The following is a 19090-nucleotide window of genomic DNA, read 5'->3' on the forward strand; positions in this document are numbered from 1 at the left end:
GACCACTATTTGGACCGCAGCTTTTCGAGCAGGGGCGACAGGAAGGACCCCCTCGGCTTCTTGGTCTCGCCGCGGCCTGTCAGCCGCTGCGCCATCTGCAGGAACATCTCGACCGCGCGATGATTGGCGGAAATTTCCGCGATCATCTGGCCGTTGTTGGCGGCCGAACCGAATATCTGCGGATCGAACGGGATCGCGGCGATCGGCTGGCTTTCGATCGCCTTGGCGAATTCGCCCGCCGCGATCTCCGGTCGCTTCGGCACGCCGACCTGGTTCAGGCAATACAAGGGCGCGCGGTCGTTGGGCCGGGACGCCTTCAGGAGGTCGAACATGTTCTTGGCGTTGCGCAGATTGGCGAGGTCGGGTGCCGCCACGATCAGGATGTCGTCGGCCGCGATCAACGCGCGCTTGGTCCAGCCGGACCATTGGTGCGGCACGTCGAGCACGATGCAGGGCATCGTGGTGCGCAGCGTATCGAAGATCGCATCGAACGCTTCGGCGCCGAAATCGTAGACCTTGTCGAGCGTCGCCGGCGCCGCCAGCAGGCTCAGATGGTCGGTGCATTTCGACAGCAGGCGGTCGACGAAGGCGGTATCGACGCGGTCCGGCGAGAACACGGCATCCGCGATGCCTTGCGCCGGATCCTGGTTGTAGTTGAGGCCGGCGGTACCGAACGCGAGGTCGAGGTCGGCGACCACGGAATCAAGCGCCAGATCGCGGGCGATCGCCCAGGCGACATTGTGGGCGATCGTCGAGGCGCCGACGCCGCCCTTCGCGCCGACGACGGCGACGATGCGGCCGACCGCCTTGGCTTCCGGCGCCGAGAACAGATTGCAGACCGCGCGCACCACGTCGATCGCATGCGCCGGCGCAATCACGTAGTCGCTGACGCCGCGCCGCACCAGCTCGCGATACAGCGTGACGTCGTTGACCCGGCCGATCACGACCACCCGGGTGCCGGCGTCGCACACCGTGGCAAGCTGATCGAGGCCGGCCAGGATGTCGCCGCGACCTTCGGTTTCGAGGATGATGACGTTGGGCGTCGGCGCCGAGCGATAGGCCTCGATGGCCGCTGCCATGCCGCCCATCTGGATCTTGAGGTGTGCCTTGGCCAGCCGGCGATCCTCGCCGGCCGACTGCACGGCGGCGGCGGTCTCGACCGTTTCGCAGAACGCCTGGACCGAAACCCGCGGCGCCGGAGCAATATGGTCGTCCACGGCCTGCGGCGGGGCGTCCGTCTGCTCTTCGGAGTTTTGCTGCGCGTAGGTGATCATTTTCCTGTGTCGCTTAGCTTGGCCCTGTCGGACTCGGGATAAGTCGTGGCGGTGGTCGTGCCCTTGCGATACTTCTCGAAGGCGATATTACGACGCGACGTGTAGGCAGGGGTTTCCGCGCGCGGCTGCACGAGGTCGGTCGGGTCTTCAACCATGGCGGCGAGGTTGCGCTGATTGGCGCAGCCGAAATTGTAATACTGCTTGTTCTCGATGTAGGACTCGTTGTGGATCGACGGGCCGAGATCTTCCGGCCAGAGGCCGCACGGCCCGGCGACCGCTTTCATCTTTGGATAGTTCACGCGGATCGCAGCCATCTGCCGCGGATCCTCGGGGTGGTATTTACGAACAAGAATCCCGCGCGGCGGCACGCCGGCGGCGGTGAAGGTCGCCTGGATCTCGCGCAACGATTCCTGCGCGGGCCGTGCGTTCGGCGTGTCGGCAGGGACGTCGATGGTGACGGCGCCGGTTCCCTCGCGCATCCAGTCCTGCGCCATGCCTATCACCTCGGCGCGCTGCTCCGCAGTCAGGCCGCCGCGGCTGCGGCCGACGAAGACCACGATCGAACGATCAGCCTCGGTGACCGCGATCGGATGGCGCTGGCGATAGTCGGCCGGCGCGTTCACCATCGCGAAACTGTTGTCGGCGGCGTGCTGGCAGGCGCCCAGCGTCACGGCAAGGCCGACGAGCGCTCCGGCAAGACCGAAGGCGCGCTTGTATTCGGCGGGTGTCCTGGATGTGGTCTGTGTCATCGTCCGCCTCAGTCGGTAATGAAGCCGTAAGTGCCGCGGTAATTCCGCGCCGGCTCGATGCGGCCAGGCACGCCGTAGACGCGATTGATGCTGCCCAGCAGGTCGGCCTGCGGATCGGACGCGTTGGCGAAACCGTCATCCGGACGCGACAGGTCCTTCTGCGCCACCGCGCGAACGACATAGGGCGTAACCAGCACCATCATTTCCGTCTGGTTGTTGACGAAGTCGCGGCTGCGGAACAGGGTGCCGAGCACCGGCAGCGACGCCAGCCCTGGAAGGCCATTGATCGCCTGCTTGGTCTGGTCCTGGATCAGGCCGGCCATGGCCATCGAGCCGCCCGAGGGAATTTCCAGCGTGGTCTCAGCGCGGCGGGTCTTGATCGAAGGGATCGTCGTCCCACCTGCGCCGCCTGTCAGCGCGTTCTCGGTCGAGACTTCCGACACTTCCGTCATCACCCGCAGGCTGATCCGTCCCTCGGTCAGCACCACCGGCGTGAAATTGAGCGAAATGCCGAATTTCTTGAAGCTAACGGTCTGGACGCAATTTCCGATCGCGCCCGACGTCGAGGTCTGACAGGTTACGCCGGTCGGAATTGGAAACTCGCCGCCCGAGATGAAGGTCGCCGATTCGCCGGAGATCGCGGTCAGGTTCGGTTCGGCGAGCGTCCGCACGACGCCGGCGCTTTCCATGGCGCGTAGCGTCGCCGACACCGATGGAGCCGCACCGAACGATGTCGTGAGGGCGTTGGTGGGCACCAACGCCGCGCTGTTCGCCGTGAACGGGTTGGTGTTGGTGAACTTCACCACGGCCGTGCCGTAATTGAGGTTTGCGGTAAGGTCGATGCCGAGCTGCTTGACCAGGCTGCGGGAGACTTCGGCAACCGTGACCTTCAGCATCACCTGGTCGCGGCCGCGAACCGCGATGGAGTTCACGACCTTGTCGGGGCCGCCGACCAGCCGCGTGGCGATCTCGCCGGCCTGCTGCGCCTCGACCGGGGTCGCCGCACTTCCGGTCAGCACGACGCCATCGCCGACGCCCTCGATCTGGATATCGGAATTCGGCATCGCCGCGCGCAGCGCGGCCCGCACGCCGTTGAGGTCGCGCTTGACGGCGATGTCATAGGCCGCGATCTGCTGGCCGGCGGCATCGAAGAACACGATGTTGGTCTGGCCGACCGTCGCGCCGATGATGTAGGCGCGTTGCGCCGACCGAACCACGGCGTTGGCGATCTTGGGATCGGCGACCAGCACGTCCTTGATATCCCGGGGCAGATCGATCACGACCGACTTACCGACGCCGAGTGCGAGAAAACGAGCGTTCAGCTGGCCGTCGGCCGAGGCAGGAGCCGGCGCGGCACGGTAGTCGCTCGCCATCACCGGCGTCAGCGCCGGGTTGAGCGTGAGCGCCGCGACGGCCGAGAACGACAATGCGCGGACCGTGAAGGCTCGCATCGTCCGTTGAGTTGCCCCGCCCTTCATCACGTGTGTCCTCATGGTCACTTCTGCATCGTTGCCTGGTTGGCAACGCCAAACCGGATGACGTTGATCGTCTCACCGCGCTTCTGGTGGTTGTCGTCGGTCCTGCCCTCGGGCGCGTTGTTGTCGGCGATGCTGCGCAGCGCCAGTGACAGGACGCCGCTCTGGCGTGCGCGCGCCAGCGTCTCGGTCTGTTCGGGCTTCAACTCCAACGTCACCGTCTTGCCGATCAGTGCGTTGGTGCCGTCCTTCTCCTTCGGCGCCTGGTCGATCGCGAGCACGCGGACATTGGTCAGGATGACTTCGGAGTTGACGATGTCGGCGCCGTTGCGTTCCGGATTCTTGTCCCGCTTTGACAGCAGGACATCGACCCGGTCATTCGGCAGGATGAAGCCGCCGGCGCCGGTCTCGGGCGAGATTTCGGTCGATACCGCCCGCATGCCGGTCGGCAGGATCGCAGCCATGAAGCCGCTTCCGTCAGCCTTGACGAGCTTCTGCTCGCGAATCGGCTCGCCCTGGATGAACGGGGCCCGCGCGATCGAGCCGGTGACGTCCCTGATGGCGTCGGCGCTGCTGTCCTTGCGCATGAAGCTGGCACTGGCGGTTGCCGCCGGCCATGTCTGCCATTGCACGTCGTCGGGCTTCACGGCCTGGCCGAGGCCGATGTCGGTGCGTGCGACCAGGATGTCGACGGTGGGCAGCTGTGCGACGGGCGGAGCAGGCGCCGGCTTGTCGTCGCTTCCGCTCGCCAAATAGAGCGCGGCAAGGCCGGCGCAGCCTGCGATAGCCAGGACCAGAATGCGGGCCTTATCCATTACGCTTCACTTTCCACATGACGCCGCGACGCTGACGCCGCCGTGATGGGAGTTGACCAGCTATTCGTCAAAGCATGGTTAATGAGGCGTATCTAAATCGCCTTAACGCGCGGTTACCGCTGCTTTCTCAGCGCATAGTGAAGTGCGCGAGATCGATCGTCTTGATCCAGTCCGTCTCGGGATAGATCAAGAGGGCGCCGAGGGCGAGTGCGATGCCGTAGGGGATTCCGGTCTGCTTGTCGTGCAGGCGGCTCAACCAGGCCTGGGACGCAAGCGGGTAGGGCAGGGGCCACTGCCGGAGCTGCAGCAGCAGCACGGTCAGCGCGCCGCCGAACAGCGATGCGAACACCAGATAGGGAAGCAGATGCTCGAACCCGAACCACAGACCGGCTGCGGCCGCGACCTTGGCGTCTCCGCCACCAACCCAGCCCATCGCAAACATGCCGAACGCCACCACCAGAACCAGCGCGCCTGCGCCGGAATGGCTGAGGATCTCGTGGACGCCCATCCCGGTCAGCGGCGCGAGGATGAAGAAGCCGGCCGCCAGCGCCAGTGAGATCCGGTTCGGGATCGTCATGGTCAGCAGATCGCTCGCCGCCGCGAAGGCCATCAGGGCCGGAAACAGCATCAAGCGCGCGATATCGAGGATCATGGATTCATGCCGTCAAGCTGGAACTGCGGTCGAGACCCGACGCTAGCGGCCAATGGTGAACAATCGGGAAAGGGCCGCCATGGCCGCAATCGAAGCGCCGATGGCCTGTCCGCCAAATAGCAAAGGTCCCGGGGTTGCCGGGACCTTTGATGCGAATTCGTCGGAGCGGCTTACTTCAGCGAACCGGCGATCGTGCTGAAGGTGCCAGAGAGGTTCTTGCCGACGCCGTTGACCGCAGCGATGATCGCGATGGCGATGCCGGTGGCGATCAGGCCGTATTCGATGGCGGTCGCGCCCGATTCGTCCTTCACGAAGCGCGAAACGAGGTTCTTCATAAAATCACTCCTGTGTACACGTGGCTGGTCGAACTTGATTTGGTCTTGCCGGCGTTCTCAGCACCGTGACCATTGCGGCACCCTAAGGTGCGACAATTTCGGCGCAGTTAATTTGATCGTATAAACACAGCGGGAACCCGCAGTTGTTGCGCACAGTAAATTTGGCATTAAGCGGCTTACCAAAATTGCAGATTGTTGCCGCGGCCCGCAATCAACGCCTGTTCATGGCTCCTTAAGCGCACATCTGTACCCATGGGCTTCCGTCAAGTGAGGCCGTCATGTCCCTTTCCATTGAAGTCATCGAGATGATCGGCCAGACGATGATGAAGGTGCTGCCGATCACGATCGCGCTGGCGCTGTTCTTCGCGGTGCTCACCCACTTCTGGGCCTGCAATCCCGCCAAGCCGTGGTGGCAGAAGCGTGAGTTGGTCACCGACATCTGCTACTGGTTCTTCGTGCCGGTGTTCGCCCGCGTGCTGCGCATCGGGCTGCTGGTGGTGGGCGCAGGCGTGGTGTTCAACGTTCACGGCGCCGACGATCTGATCGCGTTCTACGAGAACGGACATGGCCCTCTGGCGCAGCTTCCGCTCTGGCTGCAGTCGATCATCTTCCTGGTCGGCTCCGATTTCATGCTGTACTGGCTGCATCGGATGTTCCACGGCGGCGGCTTCTGGAAGTATCACGCCATTCATCACTCGTCCGAGGATCTCGAGTGGATCTCGGCGGCGCGTTTCCATCCGGTCAATCTTCTGGTCGGCACGATCTCTGTCGATGTCATCCTGCTGATGGCGGGCATCTCGCCGAACATCATGCTGTGGGTCGGGCCGTTCACCACATTCCACTCGGCCTTCGTGCACGCCAACCTGAACTGGACGCTCGGTCCGTTCAAATACGTGATCGCGACGCCGGTGTTTCACCGCTGGCATCACACCGGGCTCGAGGAGGGTGGCGACACCAATTTCGCGGGCACCTTTCCGCTCTGGGACATCCTGTTCGGGACGTTCCGCATGCCCGAAGGCAAGCTTCCGGAAGATTACGGTGTCGACGCCGAGCAGGGCGTGCCGACCGAGATCGGCGGACAGTTGGCCTATCCGTTCCGGCAATGACCCCGTTGGCCGGCCGGTGCAATCATGAGTACTGAGACCGCGACCTTCCCGCGGGCGAAAGCCTTTGCCTTCGCCGAGATCCCGGCCTGGTTCTGGATGGCGTGCGGCGTCTATGCGCTGCTGCTGACTGTCGGCGGCAGGCTGCTCGCCGATCCCGACACCTACTGGCAGATTGCCGTCGGCCGCTGGATCCTCGACCACTATGCGCTGCCGTCGGCCGACATCTATTCGTTCACCAAGGCTGGCGAGCCGTGGGTGTCGTCGTCCTGGCTGGCGCAGGTCCTGTTCGCGAAGGCCTATGATCTTGCCGGATGGACCGGGCCTGCGGCGCTGGCCGCGGCCTGCAGCGCGGCGACCTTCGCGCTGCTCACCGCCATCCTCAGCCGCGCGCTGCCGGCGATCTACGCGAGCCTGATCGCCCTTGCGGCGCTGGTTCTGACCTGCGGACACCTTCTGGCCCGCCCGCATGTGCTGGTGATGCCCGTCATGATCATTTGGGCGAACGGCCTGATGACCGCCAGTGAACGACGCGAGGCACCCTCGTTCTGGCTGCTGCCGCTGATCGCGCTGTGGGCCAATCTACACGGTGGCTTCCTATTCGGCCTGGTGCTGGTTGGCGCATTTGCGCTCGATGCGATGTGGAATGCTCTGCCGGCCCAGAGGCTGTCGCTGGCGCTGCACTGGGTGGCGTTCGGTATCGGCGCGTTGGCAGCGTGCTGCGTGACCCCCTATGGATGGGGCTCGATCCTGGCCTCGCTCAGGATTCTCGGCCTCGGTGAATTGCTGCATCTCATCTCGGAGTGGATGCCGGCGAATTTCGGTCAGGTCGATGCGTTCGGGCTATCCATCCTCGGCCTGATTGGTGCAACGCTCCATTACAGGGTGAAACTGCCACTGCCGCGGATCGTCCTGGTGCTCGGTTTGCTGCACATGGCGCTGTCCCATGCCAGAAATGTCGAGCTCTTCGCCCTGCTGTTGCCTTTAGCGGTGCTCACGCCGGTCGCAACCCAGTTCGGGTTGCAGGCCACTGGCGCCATCCGCTTGAAGGTCGCTCCGGCAGCGATCCTTATCGCCGGGCTTTGCGCGTGGACCTCGGTCGTTGCGGCGCGCCAGGTCATATCGCCTCCGCCGATCTATTCACCGGCTTCCGCCGTTGACGCGATGAAGGCGCATAACGTCAAGCGCGTGCTCAACGACCTGCAGTTCGGCGGCTATCTGATCTGGCGCCAGATGCCGGTGTTCATCGACGGGCGCGCCGAGCTCTACGGTGAGACGTTCGGGGTGACCTTTTCCCGCGCGCTTCAGCTCAAGGACGTCAACGGCTTTCTCAATCTTCTCAAGACCAACGACATCGATGCGGTGATGCTTGATCCGACCACGCCGGCCTCCAAATTGCTGGATCACATCGGAGGATGGCAGCGTCTCTATGCCGACGAGCGCGTGGTGGTTCACGTCCGCGCCGACAGCTGAAGTCGTTGCGGCCACGTAACGCCGATCGCCGCGGCGAGCGCCTGGTTCGGCGGCGGGCCGTCCGTGCCGTCAGCCGGGACGGGATACCGCGATTGTGGCCCTAGGTCGTACGGACGGAGGGCCTGGCAGAGCGACGAACCACCAGGATGGCTGCAATGGTCAGACCGCCGCCGGCCAGCACGTCGGCGAGGTGATGACCTCCCACGGGCATCGTCGCCACGATCATCGTCGCATTCACGACGAACGCCGGAATGACGAGCCAGCGCGTGTCACGCGCTGCATAGGTCGTCATGACGCCGAGCATCGTGTGAAACGAGGGAAAGCTGACGATGCCATCGACTGCTGACAGGTCGACCACCGAGAGCGATCCGTCTCGCAACATCGAGAAGGTTCGACCAAACGTCCACATTTCGCCGAACGCTGCAAAGTTCTCGTAGCTGTGCCGGGCGGGATTGAAATAGGCGAACGCCCCCGCGGCCAGGATCAACCACATGCCGATGCACAGCGCGACCGCGCTCAGGCTGAGCACCGCGATGAATTCCGCGAGCCTGTCGCCACGGCGTTGCAGGATGAGCCACACCAGGACCACCTGGGACAGCAGACCGGTGCTTTGGTAGGCCGTCGTCAGCAGCGTCGCGACGAGCGAGTTCGAATTTGTCGCAGCCAGGAAGCTCGGCCAGTCGAAGCCGATCAGATGATCGACGCCCGCCAGAACGTCGTCTCTGAGCGGCAGCTTCGATGCTGCGATCAGGTAGCTGAGGGTGCTGCCCGCGGTCAGAAGCGCGCTGATCGGCAGGAACGCGCGCCAGAACAACTCGGTCGCAAACAGGCCCCGCCGCAACATGACGGCCGGGCGTCGCAGGTCGGCCCCAAGCCGATTGGAGGCAATGGCGATGAATGCTACCGCAAGACCGTAATATGCGACGCACTGTAGGATGGTGATCCAGTTCGAGGGCGCGAACGAAAGGCCGGAGTTCGGCAGCCAGATCATGTCGGCAAGGGTGCATGCGAAGATGCAGGACCAGACGATCGCCATGTGACGCTGCGCGGCGTCACCAAAGTCGCTGAACATCAACCAGCGCGCCGCAGCGTCACGGATCCGAATCGGGTCGACAATCAGGTCGCGCACGCCGGAATTGACGGCGCGCCTCTCGATTCTTGATATCGACGACACGTGCTGCCCCGCGGTTGTGGCTGGCGCAGAAACTGCTTGGAGACTCTTAAGATTGCTATAATCGCGGATTGGGCGGCGCGATGGAACGCCGCCGATGTGCTCGGCCGTCAGGACCGTCTGGCTTGTCCGATCGGGAAGTCGAGACATCCGCGCAATTCGGCCGTCGATTTTTGCTCTTCTTAAATGAATTGCCGTCAGATTTGCCTGCGTCGGGCGCCGGTCCGCTGCGTATCGCCTTTGCCGGCTCGTCAACGTCCCGGGGTAGAGTATGTCATTTCAGTCCCAACGTGTTCGCGCCGTTACGCGCATTGGAATCATCTCGCTGGCCGCAGCCATGCTGCTGGGGCCCGCGCTCGCAACGGCTGCGCCGGATCCCGACAGGATCGCGGTCAATGTCGATCAGGCCAAGCTCGTCAAGCTGCCCGGCGGCATCGCCACGATCGTGGTCGGCAATCCCCTGATCGCCGACGTCACCCTGCAGAACGGCGGGGTTGTCGTCGTGACCGGCAAGGGCTATGGCGCGACCAACTTCATTGCGCTCGACCGCACCGGCCAGGTGCTGGTGGATCGCCAAATCCAGGTTGAAGGTCCGACCGACCAGCTTGTCACCGTCTATCGCGGCATCGATCGCGAGACCTACAGCTGCATGCCGGTCTGTCAGCGCCGTGTCACTCTCGGTGACGGCGAGAGCTACTTCAACGCGACGATGGGCCAGGCCGGTTCGCTCAACAGCCAGGCTTCCGGCTCGGGCGCGGCCGGGAAGCCGCAGAACTAACGCGTGTCCGCTCCGGCATTTCGCACGCCGGGGCCGCCGCTGACCGCGGGCCGTTCACCCGACATGGTTAAGAAGGACCTAACGGATCGGGTCGCTCTGTCTCGATCCGGCGAAATACTTCGACAATGAGTCTTGGGTAGTTGTTGCCGCCATGTTGATCCGGGGTCGTTGATGCCGCTGCCCGCTCATTCTTTCGCGAGTCTCCTCCGTCGCTTTCACCGAAACCGCCGTGGCGCGACCGCGGTCGAATTCGCGATGGTCGCGCCGCTGTTTTTCGGACTGCTGTTTGCGATCATTGAGGTGGCAATGATCTTCTTTGCCAGCCAGGTGCTCGAGACGGTGACGCAGGATTCCTCGCGCATGGTCATGACCGGTCAGGCCCAGGGGGCAAGTTATACCCAGGACGACTTCAAGAAATACGTCTGCGGCCGGGTCAACGCGCTGTTTGATTGCACCAACGGCATATACGTCGACGTCCGCAGCTATCCCGCGACGGGTTTTGCCAACGTTAACCTCCTGCCGATAACTGATCCCAGCCAGGTGAAATGGTGTCCCGGCAAGGACAGCGACGTTGTGGTGGTGCGGCTGTTCTATCAGTGGCCGCTGTTTGTCACCAAGCTTTTCAGCTCCACCTACCTCACCAACGGCAAGCGGCTCCTGATCGCGACCGCGACGTTCAAGAACGAGCCCTCCGGAACCGCCGGCACAACATGCTCATGAGCAAAGTCATGAAAACCATGCCCGCGTTTTTGCTGCGATCCGTTGCGACCCTCGGGCAGGACCGTCGGGGCCTTGCCGCCGTCGAGTTCGCTTTCATCCTGCCGCTGATGCTGGTGATGTTCTTCGGCACCGTCGAGTTTTCATCCGGCGTCGCGGTCGACCGCAAGGTCACGCTGATGGCGCGCGCCGCATCAGATCTGACCTCGCAGGCGACCCAGGTGGTGGACGCCGACCTCCAGAACTTCTTCAGTGCCAGCGTCGGCATCATGACGCCCTACGATCCTACACCGACCAAAGTCACGTTGTCGGAGATCTACGTCAATGCCTCGAACATCGCCAAGATACAGTGGAGCAAGGCGGGGGTGATCGCCTCGGGCGCCACGCAGGCGACGCTGACGGCGTCGACCCGTAGTCAGGGCGACATCGTGACAAGCGTCGTTCCGCCGGCGCTGCTGGTTGCGGGCACCTATCTGATCTTCAGCGAAGTCAGCTACAAATACGTTCCGACGGTCGGCTATGTGATGGCCAAGGGCGGCATTAATCTCGGCGATGTCGCGTTTACGAGGCCGCGGCAGTCGCTTTGTGTGTACTACGCCCCGACGACGGCCACCATGCCTACGAGTTGCTCGACCTACTAGGCCATTGCGCAGAACTCGGGATCCTGACAACTCGCGATCCAGACAAAAAGGGCCGCACCCGAAGGTGCGGCCCTTGATGCTTTAACGACAATTTCCTGGAGCTGCGCTCCCGGGAAATCGGCTTATCCGGCGGCGCGCAGATTGTCGGCCGAGGATTTGCCGGAACGGCGGTCAGCCACGATCTCGTAGGAGATCTTCTGGCCTTCACGCAGAGTGCCAAGGCCGGCGCGCTCGACTGCACTGATGTGCACGAACACGTCGTTCCCGCCTTCATCCGGCTGGATGAAGCCGTAGCCCTTGGTCGCGTTAAACCACTTCACGGTTCCCATGCTCACGTGGGTAGTCCCTTCTCAGATATACAAGTTCAAGACCCGCTGATCGGCGGGGTGGTGAGATCGAATTTTTGGAAGGGTCGTCAGCGTCTGAACCGGCTGTACCGGTATTGGCTAATGTCGTCCGGCCGAAAATCGATGGGTAGGATATTATTCGATAGAAGGGCTCAAAACAATCCTGACGTGCGCGATTTTTTGGCCGGCGCAGCCGCCGGCCAAGTGCTGCGCAGGACATCAGGACGTCGTGCGCGCAACAGTTGCAATGCCGCGCTATCGCCGGCGGAACTGGCCGCCGCGCTGCGCTCCGCCCCGCGGCGGGCCGCCGGGAGCGCCGCTCGGACGTTCGTCCTTGTGACGGAAGATCAGGCGGCCCTTTTCGAGATCGTAGGGCGACATTTCGATCGTCACGCGGTCGCCGGCCAGCGTCTTGATGCGGTTTTTCTTCATCTTGCCGGCGGTGTAGGCGACGATCTCGTGTCCGGCGTCGAGTTGCACCCGGTAGCGAGCGTCGGGGAGGATTTCGGTCACCAGTCCTTCGAACTGGATCAGCTCTTCCTTAGCCATATGTTTCTCCAGATCGAGCGACGGCTAGTGCTTCGGTCGGTTGTTGCGGTTGTGTTGCGGATTCGGCCGGCTCTCGCGATGCAAGAAGGCGACGCCCTGGATGCCTTCGCTGTTGCCGGCCTGCGACGGACGTGGCGACTCGCCCCGGCTCGTCTGCGGCGCGCCATTATTACCACCTGGACGGCGGCGGCGGCGAGGCCCTTTTGCACTCGGAGCGGCCTCATTCCCACGGACATTATGCGCGCGCGGCGCAGAGCGGCCGCCTCGGTGCGGATGGGGGGCCTGCGCGGGCGCTGCAGCTTCGCGGCTACCCTGCGTGCGGCGGTCTTCCCGCGGCACGGTAATGCGGATCAGCCGCTCGATATCGCGCAAATAGCCCATCTCCTCGGCGCCGGCGATCAGCGAGATCGCGACCCCATCGGCGCCGGCGCGCGCCGTGCGGCCGATGCGGTGGACGTAGGTTTCCGGAATGTTGGGCAGGTCGAAGTTCACGACGTGGCTGATGCCGTCGACGTCGATGCCGCGGGCGGCGATGTCGGTCGCCACCAGCGTACGGATCTCGCCGGTACGGAACGCCGCCAGCGTGCGCTCGCGGTGGTTCTGCGACTTGTTGCCGTGGATCGCATTGGCCTCGATGCCGGCCTTGGCAAGGCTCTTCACCACCTTGTCGGCGCCGTGCTTGGTGCGGGTAAACACCAGGGCACGATTGACCGCCTCCTGCTTCAGAAGCTGGGCGAGAACCGCCGGCTTGGCCGCGAAATCGACCTGGATCGCGCGCTGTGCGATGCGATCCACCGTAGAGGCCACCGGCGTCACCGCCACGCGGGCGGGGTCGCGCAGCATCGCCTCGGCGAGCTCGGCGATGTCCTTGGGCATGGTGGCCGAGAAGAACAGCGTCTGCCGCCGGATCGGCAGCTTGGCGACGATTTTGCGGATGTCGTTGATGAAGCCCATGTCGAGCATGCGGTCGGCTTCATCGAGCACCAGGAACTCGACCTGGTTGAGCTTCAGCCCGTTGCTCTGCACGAGATCGAGCAGGCGGCCGGGGGTGGCGACCAGCACCTCGACGCCCTGCATCAGGGAACGGACCTGGCGGCCCATCGGCACGCCGCCGATGGCGAGCGTCGAGGACAGCCGGACGTGGCGGCCATAGGTGTTGAAGCTGTCGAGGATCTGTCCGGACAGTTCGCGGGTCGGCGAGAGCACCAGCACGCGGCAGCTCTTGGGCTGCGGGCGGATGCGGTTCTCGAGCAGCCGGTGCAGGATCGGCAGCGCGAAGGACGCGGTCTTGCCGGTTCCGGTCTGGGCGATGCCGACGACGTCGCGGCCGGCAAGTGCGAGCGGGATGGTCTGGGCTTGAATGGGGGTCGGCGTGAGATAGTTTTCTTCTCGAAGCGCGCGGGCGATGGGATCGGCGAGGCCGAAATCCTGAAAGGAGGTCAAAAGGTGGTTCTTTCCATAAAAGCCGTCATCGTCCCGGCCAGTATCGGCCGGAATCGCATGGAGGCATTCGGGGACACCCGCGTGTCTGGGGCGTCAAGCTGGGTTAGCTGAAAGGCGAGCCAGAAGCCGCTTGGGGCAGCTTGAACACGCAGCTCGCGAAGGCACCGCGATGTCGCGGGCATGGCGAGGATATGGACCAGGAACAGGGCGGTTTCAAGGTAAGATTGCTGGATCGGCGCCCGAACTTCGCCGAACGCTCGCGCAAATTGTCACAAATCGGTGCCGGAAATTTAGCCAAGACGGCGATTTTGCCTACAAAATAACCTGATTGCTCTTTCGGCAGTCAAATTGACGGCTCAATGATTGGGCAGTCGCTCTCCGTATTTGCCCGGAACTCGCGAAATTATCCAGCTGGTTCATCAGCTTACGGTGCCAATGCACCGTGGCACAGTTCTTGCGATTCCCTTAACCGCAGGCGGCCAAGCGGCCGTTCGCAAGCGTTCCACGCCTGCGTCAGGGAGACGACATTTCATGCTTACTCAGCTTACTCACAAAATAACGACGATGACCCGCCGCCGCGCGCTCGCGGCGACCGCCGGCCTGGTTTTGGGTCTGGCTGCGTCCTCGCCGTTCGCGCCCGCCCAAGCGGCCGACGACACCATCAAGATTGGTATTCTTCACTCGCTGTCGGGCACCATGGCCATCAGCGAAACCACGCTGAAGGACACGATCCTTTTCCTGATCGACGAGCAGAACAAGAAGGGCGGCGTACTCGGCAAGAAGCTCGAGGCCGTCGTGGTCGACCCCGCATCGAACTGGCCGCTGTTTGCCGAAAAGGCCCGCGAGCTGATCACCAAGGACAAGGTTGCGGTCGTGTTCGGCTGCTGGACCTCGGTGTCGCGCAAGTCCGTGCTGCCGGTGTTCAAGGAGCTGAACAACATCCTGTTCTATCCGGTGCAGTATGAGGGCGAGGAATCCGAGCGCAACGTGTTCTACACGGGTGCTGCGCCGAACCAGCAGGCGATCCCCGCCGTCGACTATCTGATGAAGGACGAGAAGGTGAAGCGCTGGGTGCTGGCCGGCACCGACTACGTCTATCCGCGCACCACCAACAAGATCCTGGAGGCGTATCTGAAGTCGAAGGGCGTTGCCCCGGAAGACATCATGATCAACTACACGCCGTTCGGTCATTCCGACTGGCAGACGATCGTGGCCGACATCAAGAAGTTCGGCTCGGCCGGCAAGAAGACCGCCGTGGTCTCCACCATCAACGGCGACGCCAACGTCCCGTTCTACAAGGAGCTGGGTAACCAGGGCATCAAGGCGACCGACATTCCGGTGGTCGCGTTCTCGGTCGGTGAAGAAGAGCTCGCCGGCATCGACACCAAGCCGCTGCTCGGCCATCTCGCCGCCTGGAACTACTTCGAGTCGATCAAGACCCCGGCGAACGAGAAGTTCATCAAGGAGTGGCAGGCCTACACCAAGAATCCGAAGCGCGTGACCAACGATCCGATGGAAGCGCACTACATTGGCTTCAACATGTGGGTGAAGGCGGTCGAGAAGGTGAAGTCGACCGATCCGGACAAGGTGATCGACGCGCTTCCCGGCACCGAGGCGCCGAACCTGACCGGCGGCGTGTCGAAGATGCTGCCGAACCACCACATCACCAAGCCGGTGTTCATCGGCGAGATCAAGGGCAACGGCCAGTTCGACGTGGTCTGGAAGACCCCGGGCCTGGTGGCCGGCGACGCCTGGTCGAAGGAGCTCGAGGGCTCCAAGGACCTGATCGGCGATTGGGTCGGCAAGAAATGCGGCAACTACAACACCAAGACCAACAAGTGCGGCGGCCAGGGCTCCTGATACTGAGCTTGATCCGGAAAAGTGCGAAGCGGTTTTCCGAAAAGATCACGCTCAAACAAGACACCTGACTTCAACAACGACACAACACAACCTTCCAAAACCGGAGAAGGCGGCACCGTTCGCCGCCTTCTCCCCACACTCCTGCCGGGGTTATTCACGTGTTCGCCAATTGTATTGATCGCTTTCGCACTCTGTTTCTTCTCTCGATCCTGCTGCTGAGCTGCCTTGCTGTGCCGGCGCTGGCCGGCCCGTTCGAGGATTCGGTCGCCAAATTCGCCAATGACGAGTTCTCCGACACCGAGGCTGCGATCGGCGAGGTTGCCACATCGGGCAATGCGCTCGCCTCGCCCATCATCGCCGCGCTGCAGGATGGCCGGCTGTCGGCGGATCCGGACAGCAAGAAGGTCTTCATCACGCAGGCCGACGGCAAGATCATCGACGCCACGACCGGCGCTGCCGTCGACAAGCTGCCCGACAATGCCGCCGCCGTTCGCCTCAACAATCGCCTGCGCCGCACCGTGGACGCCGCGCTCGGCGGCCTCACGCTGCTGTCGCCGGACCCGGCCAAGCGGCTCGCGGCTGCGCAATCGGTGTTCAAGAGCCACGAGGAGAATCTGCTGCCGACCGTGGAGGGCGCGCTCGCCAAGGAGAGTGTCAAATCGATCAAGCAGGCTTTCGCCGAGGGACGCGCCGCCATCATCCTGTTCAAGCCGGATGCATCTGACAGCGACAAGCTCGACGCCGTCGCCGTGCTCAAGGCCCGCGGCGACCAAGAGGCGCTGGCGCTGCTCACCGGGCTCGGCGACCAGCCGCCGCTGGTTGCCAAAGCGGCGGCAACCGCGGTCACCTCGATCCAGAGCAATCTTGCGATGTGGTCGATGGTGCAGAATGCCTGGTACGGCCTGTCGCTCGGCTCGGTGCTGCTGCTCGCCGCGATCGGGCTTGCCATCACCTTCGGCGTGATGGGCGTCATCAACATGGCGCATGGCGAGATGGTGATGCTAGGCGCCTACACCACCTTCGTGGTGCAGGAGGTGATCCGCACGCGCTATCCCGCGCTGTTCGACTATTCGCTGCTGATTGCGGTGCCGCTCGCCTTCCTGGTCGCGGGCCTGATCGGCGTCGTGATCGAGCGCACCATCATCCGCTTCCTCTACGGCCGTCCGCTGGAGACGCTGCTCGCGACCTGGGGCCTGTCGCTGGTGTTGCAGCAGGCGGTGCGCACCGCGTTCGGCCCGACTAACCGCGAGGTCGGCAACCCCTCCTGGATGAGCGGCGCTTTCGAGCTCGGCCAGATCACAATCACCTATAACCGGCTCTGGATCCTCTGCTTTACGCTCGCGGTGTTCGCCATCCTGCTCGCGATGCTACGCTACACAGCACTCGGGCTCGAGATGCGTGCGGTGACGCAGAACCGCCGCATGGCGGCCTCGATGGGGATCGCCACCTCGCGCGTCGATGCGCTGACCTTCGGCCTCGGCTCGGGGATCGCCGGCATTGCCGGAGTGGCGTTATCACAGATCGACAATGTCAGCCCGAACCTCGGCCAGAGCTACATCATCGACTCTTTCATGGTCGTGGTGTTCGGCGGCGTCGGCAATCTCTGGGGCACGCTGGTCGGCGCCTTCACGCTCGGCATCGCCAACAAGTTCCTCGAGCCGATGGCGGGCGCGGTGCTCGGCAAGATCGCGATCCTGGTCCTGATCATCCTGTTCATCCAGAAGCGGCCGCGCGGTCTGTTCGCGCTCAAGGGTCGGGCGGTGGAAGCATGACGCCGCACCTCCTCACCCGTTCGCTCGACCGCGCCGCGACCGCGTTCGTGCTGATCGTCGCCGCGGTCGGCGTGCTGATCCCGTTGTCGAACCTGCTGTTGCCGCAGGGCTCGATGTTCCAGGTGCCGACCTATCTGGTGGCGCTGTGGGGCAAGTATGTCTGCTACGCCATCCTCGCGCTCTCGATCGACCTGATCTGGGGCTATTGCGGCATCCTCTCGCTTGGCCATGGCGCATTCTTCGCGCTCGGCGGCTACGCGATGGGCATGTACCTGATGCGGCAGATCGGCAGCCGCGGCGTCTATGGCAACTCGATCCTGCCCGACTTCATGGTGTTCCTGAACTGGGACAAGCTGCCCTGGTACTGGTACGGCTTCGACAAGTTCGCCTTCGCCGCATTGATGGTGCTGCTGGTGCCGGGCCTGCTCGCCTTCTGTTTCGGCTGGCTCGCCTTCCGCTCGCGTGTCACCGGCGTGTATCTGTCGATCATCACGCAGGCCATGACCTATGCGCTGCTGCTGGCGTTCTTCCGCAACGATTTCGGCTTCGGCGGCAACAACGGCCTGACCGACTTCAAGGACATCCTTGGCTTCAACGTGCAGGCCGAAGGAACCCGCGCCGCGCTGTTCCTGCTGAGTTGCCTCGCGCTGATCATCGCTTTCCTGATCTGCCGCGCGATCGTGACCTCGAAGCTCGGCAAGGTCCTGATCGCAGTGCGCGATGCCGAAAGCCGCACCCGCTTCCTCGGCTATCGCGTCGAATCCTACAAGCTGTTCGTGTTCACGCTGTCGGCCTGCATGGCCGGCGTCGCCGGCGCGCTCTATGTGCCGCAGGTCGGCATCATCAATCCGAGCGAGTTCGCGCCCGCCAACTCGATCGAGGCGGTGATCTGGGTCGCGGTCGGTGGTCGCGGCACGCTGATCGGTGCCGCGCTCGGTGCCGTCGTCGTCAACTACGCCAAGACGTTCTTCACCTCGGGGCCGCTCGCGCCGTACTGGCTGTTCATGCTGGGCGCGATGTTCATCCTGGTCACGCTGCTGTTGCCCAAGGGCATCGTCGGCACCTTCAACAGCTGGTGGGAGACGCGGCGTAACGCGGCCCTTGCGGTCGACAGGGCAAGCGCCGCGCGCGAAGACGGCGTTGGCGCACCGAATCCGGCGGAGTAGGCAGATGAACGTCATGGATACCCGCGCCACTTCGGCCATGCTCTATCTCGACGGCGTGCACGTCTCGTTCGATGGCTTCCACGCCATCAACAACCTGTCGCTGGCGCTCGAGCCCGGCGAGATGCGCGCCATCATCGGCCCGAACGGCGCCGGCAAGACCACGATGATGGACATCATCACCGGCAAGACCAAGCCGGACGAGGGCACCGTGCTGTTCGACGGCACCGTCGACCTGACCCGGCTCGACGAGACCCGCATCGCCGAACTCGGCATCGGCCGCAAATTCCAGAAGCCGACGGTGTTCGAGAGCCAGACCGTGCACGACAACCTGCTGCTCGCGCTCAATGTCGATCATTCCGTGCGCGGCACGCTGTTCTGGCGCGGCAGCAAGGCCGAGTCCGAGGGCATCGACAAGGTGCTGGAGACCATCCGCCTGACCGATGCGCGCAACCGCCTTGCCGGCAGTCTGTCGCACGGCCAGAAGCAGTGGCTCGAGATCGGCATGCTGCTGGCGCAGGACCCGAAGGTGCTGCTGGTCGACGAGCCGGTCGCCGGCATGACCGACGTCGAGACCCATCTGACTGCGGAGCTCCTGAAGGAGATCAACCGGAACCACACCATCATGGTGGTCGAGCACGACATGACCTTCGTGCGCGAGCTCGGCGTCAAGGTGACCTGCCTGCACGAGGGCTCGGTGCTCGCCGAAGGTTCGATCGATCAGGTGTCGTCGAACGAGCGGGTGGTCGAAGTGTATCTGGGGCGCTAGGGCG

General features: G+C 63.7%; 19 protein-coding genes. 9 read left to right on the top strand and 10 right to left on the bottom strand.

Annotated elements, in window-relative coordinates; all coding sequences use genetic code 11:
• Window positions 1–5: 5 nt before the first annotated feature.
• The 6 genes from ABIB78_RS11715 to ABIB78_RS11740 form a co-directional block, all read right to left on the bottom strand.
• Complete coding sequence (locus ABIB78_RS11715) at window positions 6–1274, bottom strand: AAA family ATPase (RefSeq protein ID WP_018269598.1); 1269 nt, start codon at window positions 1272–1274, stop codon at window positions 6–8.
• On the bottom strand, window positions 1271–2023 hold the full coding sequence (locus ABIB78_RS11720; RefSeq protein ID WP_429024394.1) for a CpaD family pilus assembly protein: 753 nt from the start codon (window positions 2021–2023) through the stop codon (window positions 1271–1273). Before ABIB78_RS11720 ends, ABIB78_RS11715 begins: the two co-directional genes overlap by 4 nt.
• A gap of 8 nt (window positions 2024–2031) precedes the next feature.
• The gene (locus tag ABIB78_RS11725) at window positions 2032–3516 is read right to left on the bottom strand and encodes a type II and III secretion system protein family protein (RefSeq protein ID WP_429024395.1); all 1485 of its coding nucleotides are present in this window, start codon (window positions 3514–3516) and stop codon (window positions 2032–2034) included.
• Between the two features lie 2 nt (window positions 3517–3518).
• The gene (gene cpaB / locus ABIB78_RS11730; protein ID WP_429024396.1) at window positions 3519–4313 is read right to left on the bottom strand and encodes a Flp pilus assembly protein CpaB; all 795 of its coding nucleotides are present in this window, start codon (window positions 4311–4313) and stop codon (window positions 3519–3521) included.
• A 127-nt stretch (window positions 4314–4440) separates the two neighbouring features.
• Window positions 4441–4965 carry an A24 family peptidase gene (locus ABIB78_RS11735; protein WP_429024397.1) on the bottom strand — a complete coding sequence of 175 codons (525 nt, stop codon included), beginning with the start codon at window positions 4963–4965 and terminating at the stop codon, window positions 4441–4443.
• A gap of 170 nt (window positions 4966–5135) precedes the next feature.
• A complete protein-coding gene (locus tag ABIB78_RS11740) occupies window positions 5136–5300 on the bottom strand; it encodes a Flp family type IVb pilin (RefSeq protein WP_021076848.1) in 165 nt (54 codons plus the stop codon).
• A 278-nt stretch (window positions 5301–5578) separates the two neighbouring features.
• Between ABIB78_RS11740 and ABIB78_RS11745 the strand changes: the two genes are divergently transcribed.
• The gene (locus tag ABIB78_RS11745) at window positions 5579–6406 is read left to right on the top strand and encodes a sterol desaturase family protein (RefSeq protein ID WP_429024398.1); all 828 of its coding nucleotides are present in this window, start codon (window positions 5579–5581) and stop codon (window positions 6404–6406) included.
• Window positions 6407–6430: 24 nt separating this feature from the next.
• Complete coding sequence (locus tag ABIB78_RS11750) at window positions 6431–7876, top strand: hypothetical protein (protein WP_429024399.1); 1446 nt, start codon at window positions 6431–6433, stop codon at window positions 7874–7876.
• A 100-nt stretch (window positions 7877–7976) separates the two neighbouring features.
• Here the strand turns inward: ABIB78_RS11750 and ABIB78_RS11755 are convergent, their stop codons facing one another.
• Complete coding sequence (locus ABIB78_RS11755; RefSeq protein WP_429024400.1) at window positions 7977–9302, bottom strand: phosphatase PAP2 family protein; 1326 nt, start codon at window positions 9300–9302, stop codon at window positions 7977–7979.
• A 16-nt stretch (window positions 9303–9318) separates the two neighbouring features.
• Between ABIB78_RS11755 and ABIB78_RS11760 the strand changes: the two genes are divergently transcribed.
• From ABIB78_RS11760 to ABIB78_RS11770, 3 genes are all read left to right on the top strand, one after another.
• Entirely contained in the window at window positions 9319–9825 is a 507-nt protein-coding gene (locus ABIB78_RS11760) for a pilus assembly protein N-terminal domain-containing protein (protein WP_429024401.1), read from the top strand.
• A gap of 171 nt (window positions 9826–9996) precedes the next feature.
• Window positions 9997–10545: a TadE/TadG family type IV pilus assembly protein gene (locus tag ABIB78_RS11765; RefSeq protein WP_429024402.1), complete on the top strand. Its 549-nt coding sequence runs from the start codon at window positions 9997–9999 to the stop codon at window positions 10543–10545.
• An 8-nt stretch (window positions 10546–10553) separates the two neighbouring features.
• Complete coding sequence (locus tag ABIB78_RS11770; protein WP_429024403.1) at window positions 10554–11183, top strand: TadE/TadG family type IV pilus assembly protein; 630 nt, start codon at window positions 10554–10556, stop codon at window positions 11181–11183.
• 122 nt (window positions 11184–11305) lie between these two features.
• On the opposite strand, the gene ABIB78_RS11775 is transcribed toward ABIB78_RS11770, so the two are convergent.
• The 3 genes from ABIB78_RS11775 to ABIB78_RS11785 form a co-directional block, all read right to left on the bottom strand.
• Window positions 11306–11518, bottom strand: a complete 213-nt coding sequence (locus ABIB78_RS11775; protein ID WP_016842648.1) for a cold-shock protein — start codon at window positions 11516–11518, stop codon at window positions 11306–11308.
• 267 nt (window positions 11519–11785) lie between these two features.
• Window positions 11786–12079 (bottom strand): translation initiation factor IF-1, encoded by a 294-nt coding sequence (gene infA / locus ABIB78_RS11780; RefSeq protein WP_016842649.1) that lies wholly within the window; start codon window positions 12077–12079, stop codon window positions 11786–11788.
• A gap of 24 nt (window positions 12080–12103) precedes the next feature.
• A complete protein-coding gene (locus ABIB78_RS11785; protein ID WP_429024404.1) occupies window positions 12104–13522 on the bottom strand; it encodes a DEAD/DEAH box helicase in 1419 nt (472 codons plus the stop codon).
• Window positions 13523–14053: 531 nt separating this feature from the next.
• Between ABIB78_RS11785 and urtA the strand changes: the two genes are divergently transcribed.
• The 4 genes from urtA (at window position 14054) to urtD (ending at window position 19086) form a co-directional block, all read left to right on the top strand.
• The gene (gene urtA / locus ABIB78_RS11790) at window positions 14054–15382 is read left to right on the top strand and encodes an urea ABC transporter substrate-binding protein (RefSeq protein ID WP_429024405.1); all 1329 of its coding nucleotides are present in this window, start codon (window positions 14054–14056) and stop codon (window positions 15380–15382) included.
• Window positions 15383–15555: 173 nt separating this feature from the next.
• Window positions 15556–17154, top strand: coding sequence for an urea ABC transporter permease subunit UrtB (gene urtB, locus ABIB78_RS11795; protein ID WP_429024518.1), 1599 nt, complete (start codon window positions 15556–15558; stop codon window positions 17152–17154).
• Window positions 17151–18320, top strand: coding sequence for an urea ABC transporter permease subunit UrtC (gene urtC / locus ABIB78_RS11800; RefSeq protein WP_429024406.1), 1170 nt, complete (start codon window positions 17151–17153; stop codon window positions 18318–18320). The genes urtB and urtC overlap by 4 nt, the downstream gene beginning before the upstream one ends.
• A gap of 4 nt (window positions 18321–18324) precedes the next feature.
• Window positions 18325–19086, top strand: coding sequence for an urea ABC transporter ATP-binding protein UrtD (gene urtD / locus ABIB78_RS11805; protein WP_429024407.1), 762 nt, complete (start codon window positions 18325–18327; stop codon window positions 19084–19086).
• The last annotated feature ends 4 nt before the right edge of the window (window positions 19087–19090 follow it).

The sequence above is a fragment of the Bradyrhizobium sp. I1.14.4 genome (assembly GCF_050435825.1).
Lineage (GTDB): Bacteria > Pseudomonadota > Alphaproteobacteria > Rhizobiales > Xanthobacteraceae > Bradyrhizobium.